The following is a 14542-nucleotide window of genomic DNA, read 5'->3' as shown; positions in this document are numbered from 1 at the left end:
AGGCCGCCGCCCCGGCGACGCCGGGCCCCGTCGACGTCCCCGCCGCCCCGGCGCAGGTCCCGCCGCCCGCCTTCGAGGCGCCCGCGCCCGCGTCGCCCCCGCCCGGCCCGCAGTTCGACGAGGACGGGACGCAGATCCTGCGCCTCGGCCCCTCGCAGCCGCAGCCGCCCGCCGCGCCGCCCGCGCCGGACCCGGTCGAGGAGAGTACCCAGGTGCTCCCGCCGCAGGGCATCTCGGGGTTCAACGCGCCCGCGCCGTACGGCGAGCAGCCGCCGGCCGCGCAGCAGCCCCCGCCGTCCCCCTCGGCCTGGCCGTCCCCGCCGCCGAACCCGCTCGCGAACCAGGGCCAGCAGCCCGGCGCGGTCCCGCCGCCGCCGATGCAGCCCTACCAGCAGCAGCAACCGCCGCCGCACCCGCAGCAGCCGGTCTACCAGCCACCGGCCGCGCAGCAGCCCCCGCCGCCGCCCGTGCACTCGGACGACACGCAGAAGCTCATCATCGGCGCGCACAACCCGTACAGCGAGCCGCCGGCCCCGCCGTCGGCGTACGGCTCGCCCGCGCAGCCGGCCCAGTCGCAGCCGCCGCTGGCCCCGCAGTACACGCAGCCGGGCCTGGCGACCGGCTCGGTCCCGCCCGGCCAGTACCCGCCCGCGCCGGCCGAGACCGGTGGCGGCGGCCGCAAGAAGGGCCTCGTCCCGATCCTCGCGGTCGTGGGCGTCCTGGTGCTCGTCGGCGCGGCGGTCGGCGTGTACTTCCTGCTGTTCGCGGCCCCGAAGTTCGAGGACGGCGGCTGCGTCCGCCACACCTCCGGCGACCAGGCCGAGGCGATCGAGTGCGACGAGGCCGTCGACGGCGAGGACTACGAGATCGTGGAGAAGGTCGGCGACGGCCAGGAATGCGCCGACCAGGGCCGCGAGACCCTCACCGTCGGCGAGGACGTCTACTGCCTGAGCCTCCTCGGCCAGCCCGCCGAGGACGAGGGCGCCGAGGAGTCCCCCGCCGACGAGTAGCCCGGCAGCAGCCGCATACCGGCTGAAAAACCGATATATGGCGATAAATCCGGTCTAAGGGACCCCTGGTGCAAAAATACTCCTAGGGTCCGACACGACGCACAGGGCCGACGGGCGCATCCGTCGGCCCTCGCCGCGTTGTGAAAAGCGTTCGCGAACGCGTCCACCGGGGCGTCGGCGCAGGCCGCGCGAGCTAGGCTCGCCGGGTGACATCGTTCCCGAAGGCCACGTCCCGCGTCCGCGCCGCCCGGCTCGAAGGCCGCGGCTGGCTCAACACCGGCGGCGCGCGGCTCGACCTCGACGGCCTTAAGGGCAAGATCGTCGTCCTCGACTTCTGGACGTTCTGCTGCATCAACTGCCTCCACGTCCTCGACGAGCTCCGCCCGCTCGAGGCGAAGTACGGCGACGCGCTCGTCGTCGTCGGCGTCCACTCCCCGAAGTTCGAGCACGAGCGCGACCCGCAGGCGCTCGCCGCCGCCGTCGAGCGGTACGGCGTCGAGCACCCCGTCCTCGACGACCCCGACCTGAAGACCTGGGACGCCTACGCCGCCCGCGCCTGGCCGACCCTCGTCGTCATCGACCCCGAGGGCTACGTCGTCTCCCACATGGCCGGCGAGGGCCACCTCGAGGCCCTCGACGCGATCGTCGGCGGCCTCGTCGCGACCCACACCGCCAAGGGCACCCTCGAGCCCGAGGGCGGCCCGTACGTCCCCGCGCCGCCCGCCGAGACCGCGCTCCGCTTCCCCGGCAAGGCGATCGAGCTGCCCGGCGGCGACGTCCTCGTCTCCGACTCCGCCCGCCACCGCCTCGTCCGCCTCGCCCCCGACCTCGCCACCGTCACCGGCGTGATCGGCACCGGCGCGCGCGGCCGCGTCGACGGCGCCGCCCCCGAGTTCAACGAGCCGCAGGGCCTCGTCCTCCTCCCCGCGGACGTCGCCGCGGCGGTCGGGTACGACCTCGTCGTCGCCGACACCGTCAACCACCTCCTGCGCGGCGTCCGCCTCGCGACCGGCGAGACGACCACCGTCGCCGGCACCGGGAGGCAGTGGCGCACCGACGCCGGGACCGACGCCGCCCTCGGCGTCGACCTCTCCTCCCCGTGGGACCTCGCCTGGTTCGACGGCAGGGTCGTCGTCGCCATGGCCGGCATCCACCAGCTCTGGTCCTTCGACCCCGCCGCCGGCACCGCCGGCGTCTACGCGGGCACCACCGTCGAGAGCCTCAAGGACGGCCCCCTCGACCAGGTGTGGATGGCCCAGCCCTCCGGCCTCGCCGCCGACGGCGACCGGCTCTGGATCGCCGACTCCGAGACCTCCGCGCTCCGGTACGTCGAGCACGGCGAGATGCGCACCGTCGTCGGCCAGGGCCTGTTCGACTTCGGGCACGTCGACGGCCCCGCCGCCGACGCCCTCATGCAGCACCCGCTCGGCGTCGCCGTCCTCCCCGACGGCCGGATCGCCGTCGCCGACACGTACAACGGCGCCCTCCGCGCCTACGACCCCGCCACCGGCGAGGTCGCGACCCTCGCGTCCGGGCTCGCCGAGCCCAGCGACGTCGTCGTCCTCGGGGACCGGGTCGCAGTGGTCGAGTCCGCCGCGCACCAGCTCACCGTCCCCGACCTGTCCGAGGCCGCCGTCGCCGGGCAGCACCACCGGGTCACCCGCAAGCGCACCGCCGTCGCCCCCGGGCGGCTCCGCCTCGACGTGCTCTTCGAGCCCGCCGCCGGCCAGAAGCTCGACCACACGTTCGGATCGCCCGTCCAGGTGACCGTGACCGCGGACCCGCCGCACCTCCTCGCCGCGGGCGCGGGCCGCACCGAGGACCTCTCGCGCGAACTCGTCCTCACCGACGGCGTCGAGCAGGGCGTCCTCCAGGTCGTCGCCCAGGCCGCGACCTGCGACGCCGAGGCCGAGCACCCCGCGTGCCACCTCACCCGCCAGGACTGGGGCGTGCCCGTCACCGTCACCCGGGACGGGGTGTCGACCCTGAACCTCGTCCTGCGATCCTGAACCGGGCGGTCCGCGTTTTTCGCCGCGCCGCAGGCGTGTCATGAATCCGTGCGCGGCTCACGGCGCATTACGTTGTTCCGGATCGCACCATTGACCGCAGGCACACCAGGAAGGACGCCGCAGTGACCTTGGCTCCGGTCGAAGCACGCCACGCCGAGTACGAGCACTGGCTCGTGCTCAACGCCGCCGACCAGATCGTCACCGTCGGACGGCTGCTCGAGCAGCAGGTCCGCACCCTCGAATACCTGACCCCCGACTACCTCGGCAGCCTCGCCGAGTTCGAACCGGACCTCTCCGGTATTCGATCGAACGGATAGCCGAACCCGGCCGTTCGGTCGATATTCACCGGTATCGATCGGAGTAACGTCGGCCCGGACGCGACGGGCGGCGCCCCAAGGGCCGCGGGCAGGATCCGCGGCGGCGGGCCCGCCGCGCCAGGGCCGTCCCGGCGCAGGCGCGCCCCACGGGACCGCCCGCGAGGGCGGACCCACCGGGGGCGGGCCGTCGAACGGGCACTCAACGGGCACTGAGCAATACCTGGTATCACCGCACCGGGACGGCTCCCTCCGCGCCGCTACGCTGAAAGCGAAGTCGCGTCCCGGCGGCGCGGCCGCGTCGCCCCGCGCTGATACGGTCGATGCGTGGAATCTTTCGAGCGGCCCTTCGGTGACGAGTCCGGCCCGGTCCAAGCCCCGATGCACCCCGCGTGGATCCGCATCATGCCGTGCAGCATCGAGCTGTTCCGCACCGTCCCCTCGCTCAACCCGTTCCCCGCCGGCTGGTGGGCCGACGCCTTCCCCGAGGACGACATCTGGAACGAGCCCGTCTGGTGCGACCCGGGCGACGTCGACGACTGGATCGCCGAGGCGTCCGAGCACCACCTCGGCGCCTCCGCCGAAGTCGTCGAGAAGGAGGCCCGCGAGGAGTACGACCGGGCCACCGCCGAGCGCTCCGAGCGCATCGACACCTTCACCACCCACTGCCGCCGCGCCGGACTGCCCGTCCCCCACACCGTGCGCGACCTCCTCGAGTTCCTCCTCGCCCTCGGCCTGTACCGGTCCGAGCATCGCGACGGCGTCCTCCACGTCGCCCCCCAGCTGTACATCAACCCGTTCGACGTCCTCTCCTTCGACAAGCTCGAGGCCATCGAGGAGGCCGCCGACCAGCGCGGCGACCTCGAAGAGCTCACCGCGATCGCGATCCGCCGCGTCGGCGGCGTCGACTACGAGTTCGACGACGAGGGCCGCTTCACCCTCCCCGGCAACGCGAAGTCCGCCACGGTGCAGGTGACCCTCGCGGCGCTCGCCGAGGACGCCGGCGTCCCCGCGCCCGTCGTCCGCGGGATGCTCATGGAGCTCGCCGAGGACGGCGACGTCGCCGGCTCGGTCGACCTGGGCGCCGTCCCCGTCGCCGACGAGTTCACCCTCACCGCCTCCGACGACCTGCTCGGCGGGTACCCGAACGACGAGCTGCTGCCGCCCGAGCACGCCTGAGCGCGCCCCGCGGGGCGTGACCGCCACCGCACTCCATTCACCGCCAGTTCACCTGATGGCCGCTCGTCGTGCACCTGCATGGCGTTCCATGAGGGCAGGACACGTTAACAGCGGTTGACGATCGGTGATTGGAGCACGCGTGACCGTGAACGAGACTGGTGCCAGGGCCAAGGCGCCCCTCGCGGGCCTGGCCCCGCAGGGCCGGACGGCCTCGCCCGTCGCCACCGAGACCGTCATCGAGCTCAAGGGCGTGGGCGTGCACTACGGGAAGGCGCACGCGGTCCGCGACGTCTCCCTCCCGGTCGCCCGGAACCAGATCACCGCGATGATCGGCCCGTCGGGCTGCGGCAAGTCGACCGTGCTGCGGTCGCTCAACCGCATGAACGACCTCATCCCCGGCGCCAAGGTCTCCGGCGAGATCACCTACCACGGCAAGGACATCTACGGCTCGGGCGTCGACCCGATCGCCGTGCGCCGCCACATCGGCATGGTGTTCCAGAAGGCGAACCCGTTCCCGAAGTCGATCTTCGACAACGTCGCCTACGGCCTGCGCATCAACGGCATGAAGGACAACCTCGCCGACCGGGTCGAGCAGGCCCTGCGCGGCGCGGCCCTGTGGGACGAGGTCAAGGACAACCTGAAGAAGTCCGCCCTGGCCCTGTCCGGCGGGCAGCAGCAGCGCCTGTGCATCGCCCGCGCCATCGCGGTGCAGCCGGAGGTCCTGCTCATGGACGAGCCGTGCTCGGCCCTCGACCCGATCGCCACGGCCCGCATCGAGGAGCTCATGAACGAGCTCGTCAAGGACTACACGATCGTCATCGTCACGCACAACATGCAGCAGGCGGCGCGCGTCTCCGACGCGACGGCGTTCTACTCCGCCGACGTCGACGACGCGGGCGAGCGGTTCGGCTTCCTCGTCGAGTTCGACGAGACGCAGCGCCTGTTCTCCAACCCCTCGGACCCGCGCACCGAGGACTACATCACCGGCCGCTTCGGCTAGGTCTTCAGCAGTACGCCGGAACGGCGGCGCGGCCCCGAGGCCGCCCCGCCGTTCCGCTTCCCGCGCGCAGACGGCGGCNGGGCGGCCCCGATGGGCCGCCCCGCCGCCGTCGCCTCGTCAGACGTCGTCGCCGCAGAGGATCGCGGAGGTGCGCCCCTCGGGGTCGGTGACCTGCCAGTACCAGGAGCCGCCGCAGGTGGCCTGGTCGGCGGCCTCCTCCTCGGTCATCGCGACGGGCGTGTCGAGGTTGACGACCCCGACGACCACGTACTGCGCGAGGGAGGAGCCGCAGCCGACGGTCCACCACGAGTCGGCGTCGTAGAAGCAGTCGCCCTCGGCCGGGACGTACGGCGTGTTCTCGGGCTCGCTCGGGTCCGGCGCGCCGGTCGCCTGGATGCAGTACAGCGAGTCCAGGGTGCCCGAGGAGTACACGTAGTGCCAGTTCGACCAGGCCTCGCCCGGGTGGAGGACGGCCCAGTCGTCGCCGCACAGGGCCTTCGCGGCCGTGAAGTCGGTCAGGTTGCCCTCGTCGTCGACGGCCACGTCGGTGACGTCGTAGGACTGGGCGGTGATCTCCCAGAACGCGGCCGCGTCGGCGCAGTCGATGAGCTCCAGGCCGTCGCCGTAGCCGTCCTCGGCGATGACCGGCTCGTACGGCAGGCACTGGCCCACCTCGGAGTCGGTCTGCGCCTCCTCGGTGGCCTCCTCGCTCGCGGACGCCTCGTCGGAGGGCGACGCCTCCTCCTCGGTGGTCGGGTCTGCGGCGACGTCCTTCCCGTCGTCCTTGTTCATGTTCAGCACGACCAGGAGCACCCCGCCGAGGATCAGGACGAGCACGCCGACGACGACGCCGCCGATGAGCCCGTAGTTCCGCTTCGGCGGCTCGGGCGGCAGCACCGGCCCGCCGTACGGCGGCGGCTCCGCCCCGTATGGGGGCTGCCCGCCGCCAACCTGGCCCGCGGAGTACTGCGGGCCGGCGCCGAACTGGGGCGGCTGCGGCTGCTGCGGCTGGCCCCCGTACGGGCTCGGGCCGCCGTTGAAGGGCGACTGGTAGCCGTACCCGGGGGTCTGCGGCTGCTCAGGCGGTGGGCCGTAGTTGGGAGGGACCGTCATGCAGCCCACGCTATAGCCCTTTGTCAACAGCGGCCACTCGGAGGGGGGAACCCGTGCAGGAAAGTCGCAGGTCGCGGGGTGGAACGGGCCCGTACGGCCCGGCCCGTCACCGGTGCGTGGTGACGCACCTCGCGGCGGCTTCGTCGCCGGGGCCCGGTTCGGGCCCGGTCAGAGCACCTCGGGGAGGACGAGGACCTTCTCGACCGTGTAGTCCTCCATCGCCGACCGCACGCCCTCGCGGCCGACGCCCGAGGCCTTGACGCCGCCGTACGGCATCTGGTCGGCCCGGAACGAGGGCACGTCGCCGACGACGACGCCGCCGACGTCGAGGGTCCGGTGGGCGAGCATCGCCTGCGGCAGGCTCTCGGTGAACACGCCCGCCTGGAGCCCGTACCGGGAGTCGTTGACCGCCGCGAGCCCCGCCTCGAACCCGTCGACGCTCACCAGCACCAGCACCGGCCCGAACACCTCCTCGCGCAGGACCTTCGCGTCCGCGCGCACGTCCGCCAGGACCGTCGGCTCCACCAGCGCCCCCCGGCGGGGGCCGCCGCCGCACAGCACCTTCGCGCCCTCGTCGACGGCCTCGTCGATCCACGACTGGACCCGCTCGGCCGCCTCGGCGCTCACCAGCGGCCCGACCTTGCACGAGGGGTCGTTCGGGTCGCCCGAGGGCAGGGCCTCGACCTGCTCCACGATCCGGTTCGCCATGTCCGCGTAGGCGGGCGCCTCGATGAACACCCGCTGCACCGCGATGCACGACTGCCCGGCCTGGTAGTTCCCGAACATCGCGATCCGCTCGGCCGCCCAGTCCCGCTTCGGGTACTCGGCGGCGACCAGCGCCGCCCCGTTCCCGCCCAGTTCGAGCGTCACGTGCTTCTCGGGGACGCGCGCCCGCACCAGCTTGCCCACCGGGGCCGACCCGGTGAACGACACGACCTTCAGCCGCGGGTCGTCCACGAGCTGCTCCGCCCGGTGGTTCGGGACCGGCAGCACCGACAGCATCGCCGGCGGCAGGTCCGTCTCCGAGAACAGGGCCCCCAGGTGCAGCGCGGACAGCGGTGTCGCCGGCGCCGGCTTCAATACGATCGGGCAGCCCGCCGCGACCGCCGGGGCCACCTTGTGCGCCACCAGGTTCAGCGGGAAGTTGAACGGGGTGATGCCCAGGACCGGGCCGCGCGGGAACCGGCGCACCAGCGCCAGCCGCCCCTCGCCGGTCGGGTCCGTGTCGAGCCGCTGCACGTCGCCGCCGAACCGCCGCGCCTCCTCGGCCGCCCACCGGAACGTGGAGACGGCCCGGCGCACCTCGACGCGCGCCCACGCGATCGGCTTTCCCGACTCGGCGGTGATGAGCTCCGCGCACGTCTCCGCCTCCTCGTCGAGGCGCCGGCGCACGTGCTCGAGCGCCTCGGCCCGCACGTGCGCGGGCAGCGCCGCGCACTCCGCGGCGGCCCCGGCGGCGGCCGCGACGGCGGCCTCCACCTGACCCGCGGTCGCCCACGAGGTGGCGCCGACGGGCGAGTCGTCGTAGGGGTGGGTGACGAAGAACTCCTCCTCGCCGTGCTGCGGACGACCTGCCACCCAGATCGGCGACACGGGACGGAGACGTTGCGACATGGCTCCAGCCTACGGGTTCGGGTCGTCGCGCCGCTGCGTTCGGGGCCCGCGAAATCCGCCCGGTTCCCGCGCCCCGCACCGCTGTCGGGCCCGCATCGGACCGGTGACCGGCCCCGCAACCCGGGTGCGCCCATTTGCCCGACCAAGGCATGATGAGGGCATGAGTGAACAGCAATCAGGTGCGGGGTATCCGCAGCAGCCCGTCTCCGCGCAGCCCGGGCAGCCCTACGCCCAGGCCCCCTACGCGTCCCCCCAGGCGCAGTACCAGGCCCAGCAGCAGTACGCGGCGTACGCCCCTCCGGCTCCGTCGCTGTTCGACAAGCTGGGCGTGCCCTCGCTCCCGGCGATCCTGGGCCTGTCCGGCCTCGGCGCCCTGGCCCTGTCCGGCCTCATCACCGGCACCTCCGACTCCACCGAGCTCCAGGTCGACGTCGCCTCGCACCTGTTCGGGCTCCCGTCGGTGCTGACCGCGGTGATCGTGATGTTCGCGCTGGCGCTGTTCACCGGCGAGCGGTTCCGCTCGCTGTGGAAGGCGCTGACCGTGGCCGGCACCGCCGTGTTCCTGGCCGGGTTCCTGTACGACCTGCTGTCGCTGCCGGACGGCTCGTCCGGCTCGGACGCGTCGGCGTGGATCGGGGCGCTCCTGCTCATCGGCGCGTACGCGCTGTTCGTGTCCGGTGCGCTGATGGTGCCCGGGAAGGCCGTCGCCGGCCCGGCCGCCGCGCCCGCCCCGGCGTACCCGACCGGCCAGCAGCCCGCGGTCCCGCCGGCCGCCCCGCAGACCCAGCAGAACCAGTGGCCCCAGGCGCCGCAGCAGTAACCGCTCCCCGAGCAGCCGAAGAGGCGGCGCGACCGGACTCGTTCGAGTCCGCGGTCGCGCCGCCTCTCTTCGTGCGTATTGGATATCGCGTCGTCCGCCGACATCCGAAGTCTTTGCTCCAGGGGCCGCTCCGAGGCCTGGACTCGAGGCGAGGCCGGGCGGCGGGAGCGGTGACCGGCCCGGCGCAGTGGAGGCGCCGGTCCGTTCTGGATATGGAGATTGCGGAGATCGGTCGGGCGGGCCCGCCGGCTCACGGCCGACGCCCGTTCGTGCTGGCACGATCCGGGGTCCCCGTGGGCCGCAGTGCTAACTGCTTCTTCGGCGGGAGCCAGTCATCCTCGCGGAGATCGTCTTCGTCTCCGTCGTACCGATCGTCGGCATAAGCGGCGTACGGGTCCGGCTCCTCTTCAGGAGGAGGCTCAATGTCGTCGACCTCGTCCTCACGACCGGTGCCCAGCTCGCGCTCGAGCGCGCGCAGGTCGGTGTTCGGAGCATGGTACTTGAGCTTCCGGGCCACTTTGGTCTGCTTTGCCTTAGCTCGGCCGCGCCCCATATGGCTCGACCCCCTCGCACAGAAATCATCGGGGCAGCCGTTACGGCGCCCCGGAATGCTTGCAATCTCTTCGTGGCTCCTACGGTACAGCCTCGCGGCGCCGGACTGCATCCCGGCCCATGAGTTGGATGCCACAGATTACCGGCGATGACCACCAGACCGGGACGAACATCCGTCCGAATCGCGAGATTCGTTCTCACCGTCCGGAACCGTCCCGCGACGCTGCGCATGTGACAATTCGGTAGATCCTATAGGATGTGCCGCACATCCCATAGGACCGGCCCGGCCGCCCCGCGACTAGCGGAACACCCGCAGCCGCTGGAGCCGCCCGACGGCGGCCATGCGCTCCTCGGCCAGGGCGTTCGCCGCGGCCACCGGGGTGGTGCCCTCGCCCTTGGCGCGGTCGAGGATGCGGCCGGTGGTCTCGAAGATCCCGGCGGTGCGCCGCTCGGCCCGCTTGAAGTCGAACGCGCCGTCGTACTCGTCGGCGACCTGGATGACGCCGCCGGAGTTGACGACATAGTCGGGGCAGTAGAGGACGCCCGCGCGCTCCAGCTCGTCGGCGATCTCGGGGGACGCCAGCTGGTTGTTGGCCGCGCCGCAGACGATCTCGGCGTCGAGGGCCTTCAGGGTGCCCTCGTTGAGGACCCCGCCGAGGGCGCAGGGGGCGTACACGTGGATGCCGGAGGCGATGAGCTCGTCGGCGTCGGCGACGAGGCGCACCTGCGGGTACCGCTCCTGCGTCCACCGGATCGCCGCGTCGTTCACGTCGCACGCGACGACCTCGGCGCCCGCGTCGAGCAGGTGCGGGAGGAGGTGGCGGCCGACCTTCCCGAGCCCGGCCACGCCGACGGTGCGCCCGGCGAGGTCCACGGCGCCCCAGCGGTGCTGGGCGGCCGCGCGCATCGCCTGGAACACGCCGAAGGCGGTGAGGATCGAGGAGTCGCCGGCGCCGCCGGCCTCGGGGCTGCGCCCCGACACGTGGCGGGTCTCGCGCGCCACGTGGTCCATGTCCTCGACGTAGGTGCCGACGTCGCACGCGGTCACGTAGCGCCCGCCGAGCGACTCGACGAACCGGCCGTAGGCCCGCAGCAGCGCCTCGCTCTTGTCGGCGAGCGGGTCGCCCCAGATGACGGCCTTGCCGCCGCCGTGGTCGAGCCCGGCGATCGCGTTCTTGTAGGCCATGCCCTCCGACAGGTGCAGCACGTCGGTGAGGGCCTCCTCCTCGGAGGCGTACGGGTAGAAGCGGGTGCCGCCGAGGGCGGGGCCGAGCGCGGTGGAGTACACCGCGATGATCGCCCGGAGCCCGGTGTCCGGGTCGTGGCAGAACACGACCTGTTCGTGGCCGGTCGCGTCGAAGATGCTCATGGCTTGCTCTCCAGTTCTTCTCACAGGGGGTTCGGGCCCCGGAGCGCGGTGCGCGCCGGGCGGCGCCCCAGGGGCGCGGCCGGGTCTCGGCCGCTTCCTCGTCGTAGCGCGGGTATGCCTACGCCACCAGCATATGACTATGGAAGTATCTGCCTCGTGCACGCACCGAACGCGTCCTATCTGCGCGTCTACGAGCCGGCCGCAGCCTTCGCCGACGCCGGCTACTGGCGCGCGTACGCCGCTTCGGGGCGCGCGGTCGACCCGCTCGAGGGCCCCAGGGTCCGACGGGAAGCACTGTACGAGCGCATCGGATGGCCCTGGCGGGGCGTCCCCTCCTTCGGCCGCGAGGCCTACATTGTCGACCGCGGCGAGGGCGACCCGCTGGTGTGCCCCTGGAACCTCCGCTACCGGATCGCCTCCGCCGCCCTGGAAGTGCGCCGCCTGACGCCCGAGGCCGTGGCCGAGGCCCTGTTCCCGCCCGAGTTCCTCTCCTCCGCCGCCGAGGTCGTCGCCCTCGACGACGGCGCCGACCGGCACGAGGCCCCCGCCGACGCCCACGAGCACGTCGCCTCCTGGTCGGTGCCGCTGCGCTGGTTCGCGTGCGTCCGCCCCGAGGACCGCGAGCTGGTCATCCAGCCCGGCCTCAGCCTGCTCCGCTACCGCACCCCGATCGCCAAGTCCCGCACCGGCCTCGCCGTCGCCCGCAACCTGGTGCGGGCCGAGTTCGGCGAGGGCGCCGAGCTCGCCGAGGCCCTCACCGAGACCGGCCGGTGGCTCGACGGCTTCCACCGCGACTCCGTCGTCGAGCTCGACTACGGCGGGCTCGTCTCCCGGCTCGGCCCCGAGGAGCTCCGCGAGGAGGACTCGGTCGACCTCACCTGGCAGGCCCTCGACCACCTCGGCGCCTCCGAGCCCGAGGAGGCGCAGGAATGCTATGCGCGCCTTGTCGACCGCTGGCGTGATCGTCGTCTCGCGGAACGGCTGAACTGACCTCGCGTCCCGTCCGGGCCCGAGCCCGCTGCCAGCTCGTTCGCTTGTGGAGTGATCACTCGGATGAGCGGTCCGAGCGGAAAGTCCAAGCAAAATCGGCCGTTCGGCCTATGTCGGACATCTACGACAGGCCGGACGATTGCAGAAGGAACGAATCAAGGCTCGGCAGCCGGTGATTCGCAGCCCGTGTGTGGAGGAGAACGAACGATGACGACAGAGCTGAACCTTCCGGTGGAATCCGAAGCCCTGCTCACCCCCTCTGAGGTCGCCGCGATGTTCCGCGTCGACCCCAAGACCGTGACGCGCTGGGCCAAGGCCGGCAAGATCTCCGCGATCCGGACGCTCGGCGGCCACCGCCGCTACCGCGAGTCCGAGATCCGGGCGCTCATCAACGGGGACATCCCCGTGCAGCGCGAAGCCGCCGACTAGCCCCCCGACCACGCCTCCCGCCACCGACCAGGCGACGAGGCCCGAGGAACCAGACCGAGGCCGGACCACCCTTCCGGCCGACGCCCCATCGAAGCCGCGGTCGACGGCACCGGTCGACCGACCGGCGAGGCAGCGGGCCCTCCCTCAGGGCCCGCCCCGACGACCGCACGCGGAACGCGACGCCGGCCGCAGGACCCCTGAACCAGGTCCCGGCCGGCAAGGCGCCCCCGCGGACCCCGACCCCCTGCAGCCGCCGCGCCCCGGCGGCTGCCGCCGTCTCCGGACCGCCCCGCCCCGGGCATGGCAGCGCCCCGGCGGCCACGGGCGGAACGCGCCGCGCCGACTCCGCCCGGACCCGGGCATTACGGATGCGACGGCGCTGACCGCATGCGACGCTTGCGGTGTGTCCCGTCTGAGGAGTCTCGCGGTCGCCGCGGCCGTCACCGCCACGGTCCTGCTGTTCGCGCTCGCGGTCCCGCTGCTGAACAAGGCCGTCTCCCCCACCGCCGACGTCGGCGGCGAGGAGTTCGTCCTCGCGGGCGTCACCGTCACCGCCCCCGACGACACCCGGATGCGCCCCGGCCAGTACCGGCCCGGCTCCGGCCGCGCCGAGTTCCTCGTCGGCGGCGCCGAGGTCGACGTCGCGGTCGCCGGCCCCTACGGCTTCGACGCCGAGTACCTGGCCGACGAGATGGCCCGCCTCCTGGAGGCCCAGCCCGGCGTGCGGCTCACCGAGCCGCGCGCGTGCGCCGCCGACGGCGTCGAGGGCGCCGGGCGGGGCTTCACCACCGAGACCGGCGCCGGGTTCGCGTGCGCGTTCGTCCACGGCGACACCAGGGCCGAGGTCACCGCCCGCGGCTCCACCCTCGACCCCGGCACGGTCGACCGCGTCGACGAGCTCATCGCGCAGCTGTCCTTCGAGGCGGTCTGATGCCGCGCCCCGACCCCGCCTCCCCCGTCCAGTGGGCGGCCGCGCTGCTCATCGGCGCGGCCGCGATCCTGCTGCTGTACAACACGCTCCCGGTCGCGCTCGCCTACCCGCGCGCGGGCACGGCGGCGCTGGTCCTGTTCTCGCTCTTCGCGGTCCCGTTCTGGGCGGTGCGCCGCCGCGTCGCCGCGCGCCTCGCCCTCCCCTGGGCCGCGCTCCTCGTCGGGGGCCTGTGGGGCGCGACCGTCGCCGTCATGGCGTCCCTGTTCGGGTCGCGGGCGCTCCACGGGCTGCTCGCGACCGCGCATGGCCCGGCGTGGGCGGAGCGGTGGGCGCCGGTCCTGGCCGCGCCCGTCGTGGAGGAGGTCGTCAAGGCCGCCGGGGTGGTCCTGGTGGTGGCGATCTTCTGGGGCCGCCTGCACGGCGTGCTCGACGGGATCGTCCTGGGCGCGTGCTGCGGCGTGGGATTCCAGATCGTGGAGGGGTACGCGTTCGCGATGTCGAGCACGGTCCTGAACCGGGCCGGGGACGCGGTCGAGCCGGTGGTCGCGGTGTTCGTCGTCCGCGGCGTCCTGGCGGGCCTGTGGAGCCACGCGGTGTTCACGGCGATCGCGGGCGCGGGGATCGCCTACGCGGCGACGCGCCGGACCCGGCGGGCCGCGTGGGCGGCGGCCGCGGCGGTCGCCGGCACGGTGGTGCTGCACGCGGTGTGGAACTCGCCGCTGCTGCGCGACGGCCTGGGCCTGGGCGTGCTCGGGGTCCTCGGCGGGATCCTGCTCAAGGGCCTGCCGGCGGTGCTCGTCGTGTGGTGGCTGGTGCGCTGGGCCGAGCGGACGGAGGCGCCGGTGGCCGCGGCGGCGGACGCATAGCAATGCCGCCCGGGTCTGAGCGCGCGGTACCCCGGCGGCATTGCCGTTGCCCGGTCGCGTGCGCCGCTTCCGGCGCCCGCTCCTGCGCGGCCCGCTGTTCGGGCGGCCGGTCCGCGGTCGACGCGACGGTTGATGGCGCGAGCCGCGTCGTCGTGTTCCTGGCCGGCCGCTCGGGGGCGGCCGCGCGGTAGGCGGTCGGTCCCGGCACCGGCGGTGAGCCGGACCCGGAGGTCCGCCCGGTGCCCCGCCGCGGTGACCGGCGGGGTTGGACCCGGGGCCGCCGGTCCCTGGGGACCGGTGCCGACCGAGCTTCGTGAAGTTCTCTCAACTCCCACGCTAGCAGCGG

At 73.6% G+C, this 14542-nt stretch carries 13 protein-coding genes and 1 pseudogene; 10 read left to right on the top strand and 4 right to left on the bottom strand.

Annotated elements, in window-relative coordinates; translation table 11 throughout:
- The 5 genes and pseudogenes from ABD419_RS18655 to pstB all read left to right on the top strand — a co-directional run.
- A pseudogene (locus ABD419_RS18655) lies at positions 1-1010 on the top strand (hypothetical protein); the annotation flags it as partial.
- A gap of 206 nt (positions 1011-1216) precedes the next feature.
- Complete coding sequence (locus ABD419_RS18650; protein WP_344489386.1) at positions 1217-3019, top strand: NHL domain-containing thioredoxin family protein; 1803 nt, start codon at positions 1217-1219, stop codon at positions 3017-3019.
- A 122-nt stretch (positions 3020-3141) separates the two neighbouring features.
- Positions 3142-3336: a hypothetical protein gene (locus ABD419_RS18645; protein WP_344489384.1), complete on the top strand. Its 195-nt coding sequence runs from the start codon at positions 3142-3144 to the stop codon at positions 3334-3336.
- Between the two features lie 324 nt (positions 3337-3660).
- Positions 3661-4512: a DUF6042 family protein gene (locus ABD419_RS18640; protein ID WP_344489381.1), complete on the top strand. Its 852-nt coding sequence runs from the start codon at positions 3661-3663 to the stop codon at positions 4510-4512.
- Between the two features lie 139 nt (positions 4513-4651).
- Positions 4652-5512: a phosphate ABC transporter ATP-binding protein PstB gene (gene pstB, locus ABD419_RS18635; RefSeq protein WP_425556120.1), complete on the top strand. Its 861-nt coding sequence runs from the start codon at positions 4652-4654 to the stop codon at positions 5510-5512.
- A 117-nt stretch (positions 5513-5629) separates the two neighbouring features.
- Here the strand turns inward: pstB and ABD419_RS18630 are convergent, their stop codons facing one another.
- Positions 5630-6625 (bottom strand): hypothetical protein, encoded by a 996-nt coding sequence (locus tag ABD419_RS18630; RefSeq protein ID WP_344489378.1) that lies wholly within the window; start codon positions 6623-6625, stop codon positions 5630-5632.
- A gap of 168 nt (positions 6626-6793) precedes the next feature.
- Complete coding sequence (locus ABD419_RS18625) at positions 6794-8239, bottom strand: aldehyde dehydrogenase family protein (RefSeq protein WP_344489375.1); 1446 nt, start codon at positions 8237-8239, stop codon at positions 6794-6796.
- A 160-nt stretch (positions 8240-8399) separates the two neighbouring features.
- Between ABD419_RS18625 and ABD419_RS18620 the strand changes: the two genes are divergently transcribed.
- Positions 8400-9059, top strand: a complete 660-nt coding sequence (locus ABD419_RS18620; protein WP_344489372.1) for a hypothetical protein — start codon at positions 8400-8402, stop codon at positions 9057-9059.
- 250 nt (positions 9060-9309) lie between these two features.
- Here the strand turns inward: ABD419_RS18620 and ABD419_RS18615 are convergent, their stop codons facing one another.
- Together ABD419_RS18615 and ABD419_RS18610 are read right to left on the bottom strand one after the other, a co-directional pair.
- The gene (locus tag ABD419_RS18615) at positions 9310-9612 is read right to left on the bottom strand and encodes a DUF3073 domain-containing protein (RefSeq protein ID WP_425556118.1); all 303 of its coding nucleotides are present in this window, start codon (positions 9610-9612) and stop codon (positions 9310-9312) included.
- 297 nt (positions 9613-9909) lie between these two features.
- The gene (locus tag ABD419_RS18610) at positions 9910-10980 is read right to left on the bottom strand and encodes a Glu/Leu/Phe/Val dehydrogenase dimerization domain-containing protein (RefSeq protein WP_344489369.1); all 1071 of its coding nucleotides are present in this window, start codon (positions 10978-10980) and stop codon (positions 9910-9912) included.
- A gap of 156 nt (positions 10981-11136) precedes the next feature.
- Here ABD419_RS18610 and ABD419_RS18605 point away from each other — a divergent pair, with 156 nt between their 5' ends.
- The 4 genes from ABD419_RS18605 to ABD419_RS18590 all read left to right on the top strand — a co-directional run bounded on the left by ABD419_RS18605 (position 11137) and on the right by ABD419_RS18590 (position 14196).
- On the top strand, positions 11137-11970 hold the full coding sequence (locus tag ABD419_RS18605) for a DUF8083 family protein (RefSeq protein WP_344489367.1): 834 nt from the start codon (positions 11137-11139) through the stop codon (positions 11968-11970).
- Between the two features lie 207 nt (positions 11971-12177).
- Positions 12178-12399, top strand: a complete 222-nt coding sequence (locus ABD419_RS18600) for a BldC family transcriptional regulator (RefSeq protein WP_112134444.1) — start codon at positions 12178-12180, stop codon at positions 12397-12399.
- 403 nt (positions 12400-12802) lie between these two features.
- Entirely contained in the window at positions 12803-13330 is a 528-nt protein-coding gene (locus ABD419_RS18595; RefSeq protein ID WP_344489359.1) for a hypothetical protein, read from the top strand.
- On the top strand, positions 13330-14196 hold the full coding sequence (locus ABD419_RS18590; RefSeq protein ID WP_344489356.1) for a PrsW family glutamic-type intramembrane protease: 867 nt from the start codon (positions 13330-13332) through the stop codon (positions 14194-14196). Before ABD419_RS18595 ends, ABD419_RS18590 begins: the two co-directional genes overlap by 1 nt.
- Positions 14197-14542 lie beyond the last annotated feature (346 nt).

The sequence above is a fragment of the Glycomyces endophyticus genome, from assembly GCF_039531525.1.
Taxonomy (GTDB): Bacteria; Actinomycetota; Actinomycetes; order Mycobacteriales; family Micromonosporaceae; genus Glycomyces; species Glycomyces endophyticus.
This window is presented reverse-complemented; position numbering and strand designations above follow the sequence as displayed.

What these genes read in the sequence shown, in the direction of transcription:
- ABD419_RS18590 (WP_344489356.1), top strand. Translation starts at nt 13,330, where the DNA reads ATGCCGCGCCCCGACCCCGCCTCCCCCGTCCAGTGGGCGGCCGCGCTG.
- ABD419_RS18600 (WP_112134444.1), top strand. Translation starts at nt 12,178, where the DNA reads ATGACGACAGAGCTGAACCTTCCGGTGGAATCCGAAGCCCTGCTCACC.
- ABD419_RS18630 (WP_344489378.1), bottom strand. Translation starts at nt 6,625, where the DNA reads ATGACGGTCCCTCCCAACTACGGCCCACCGCCTGAGCAGCCGCAGACC.
- ABD419_RS18615 (WP_425556118.1), bottom strand. Translation starts at nt 9,612, where the DNA reads ATGGGGCGCGGCCGAGCTAAGGCAAAGCAGACCAAAGTGGCCCGGAAG.
- ABD419_RS18610 (WP_344489369.1), bottom strand. Translation starts at nt 10,980, where the DNA reads ATGAGCATCTTCGACGCGACCGGCCACGAACAGGTCGTGTTCTGCCAC.
- ABD419_RS18620 (WP_344489372.1), top strand. Translation starts at nt 8,400, where the DNA reads ATGAGTGAACAGCAATCAGGTGCGGGGTATCCGCAGCAGCCCGTCTCC.
- ABD419_RS18625 (WP_344489375.1), bottom strand. Translation starts at nt 8,239, where the DNA reads ATGTCGCAACGTCTCCGTCCCGTGTCGCCGATCTGGGTGGCAGGTCGT.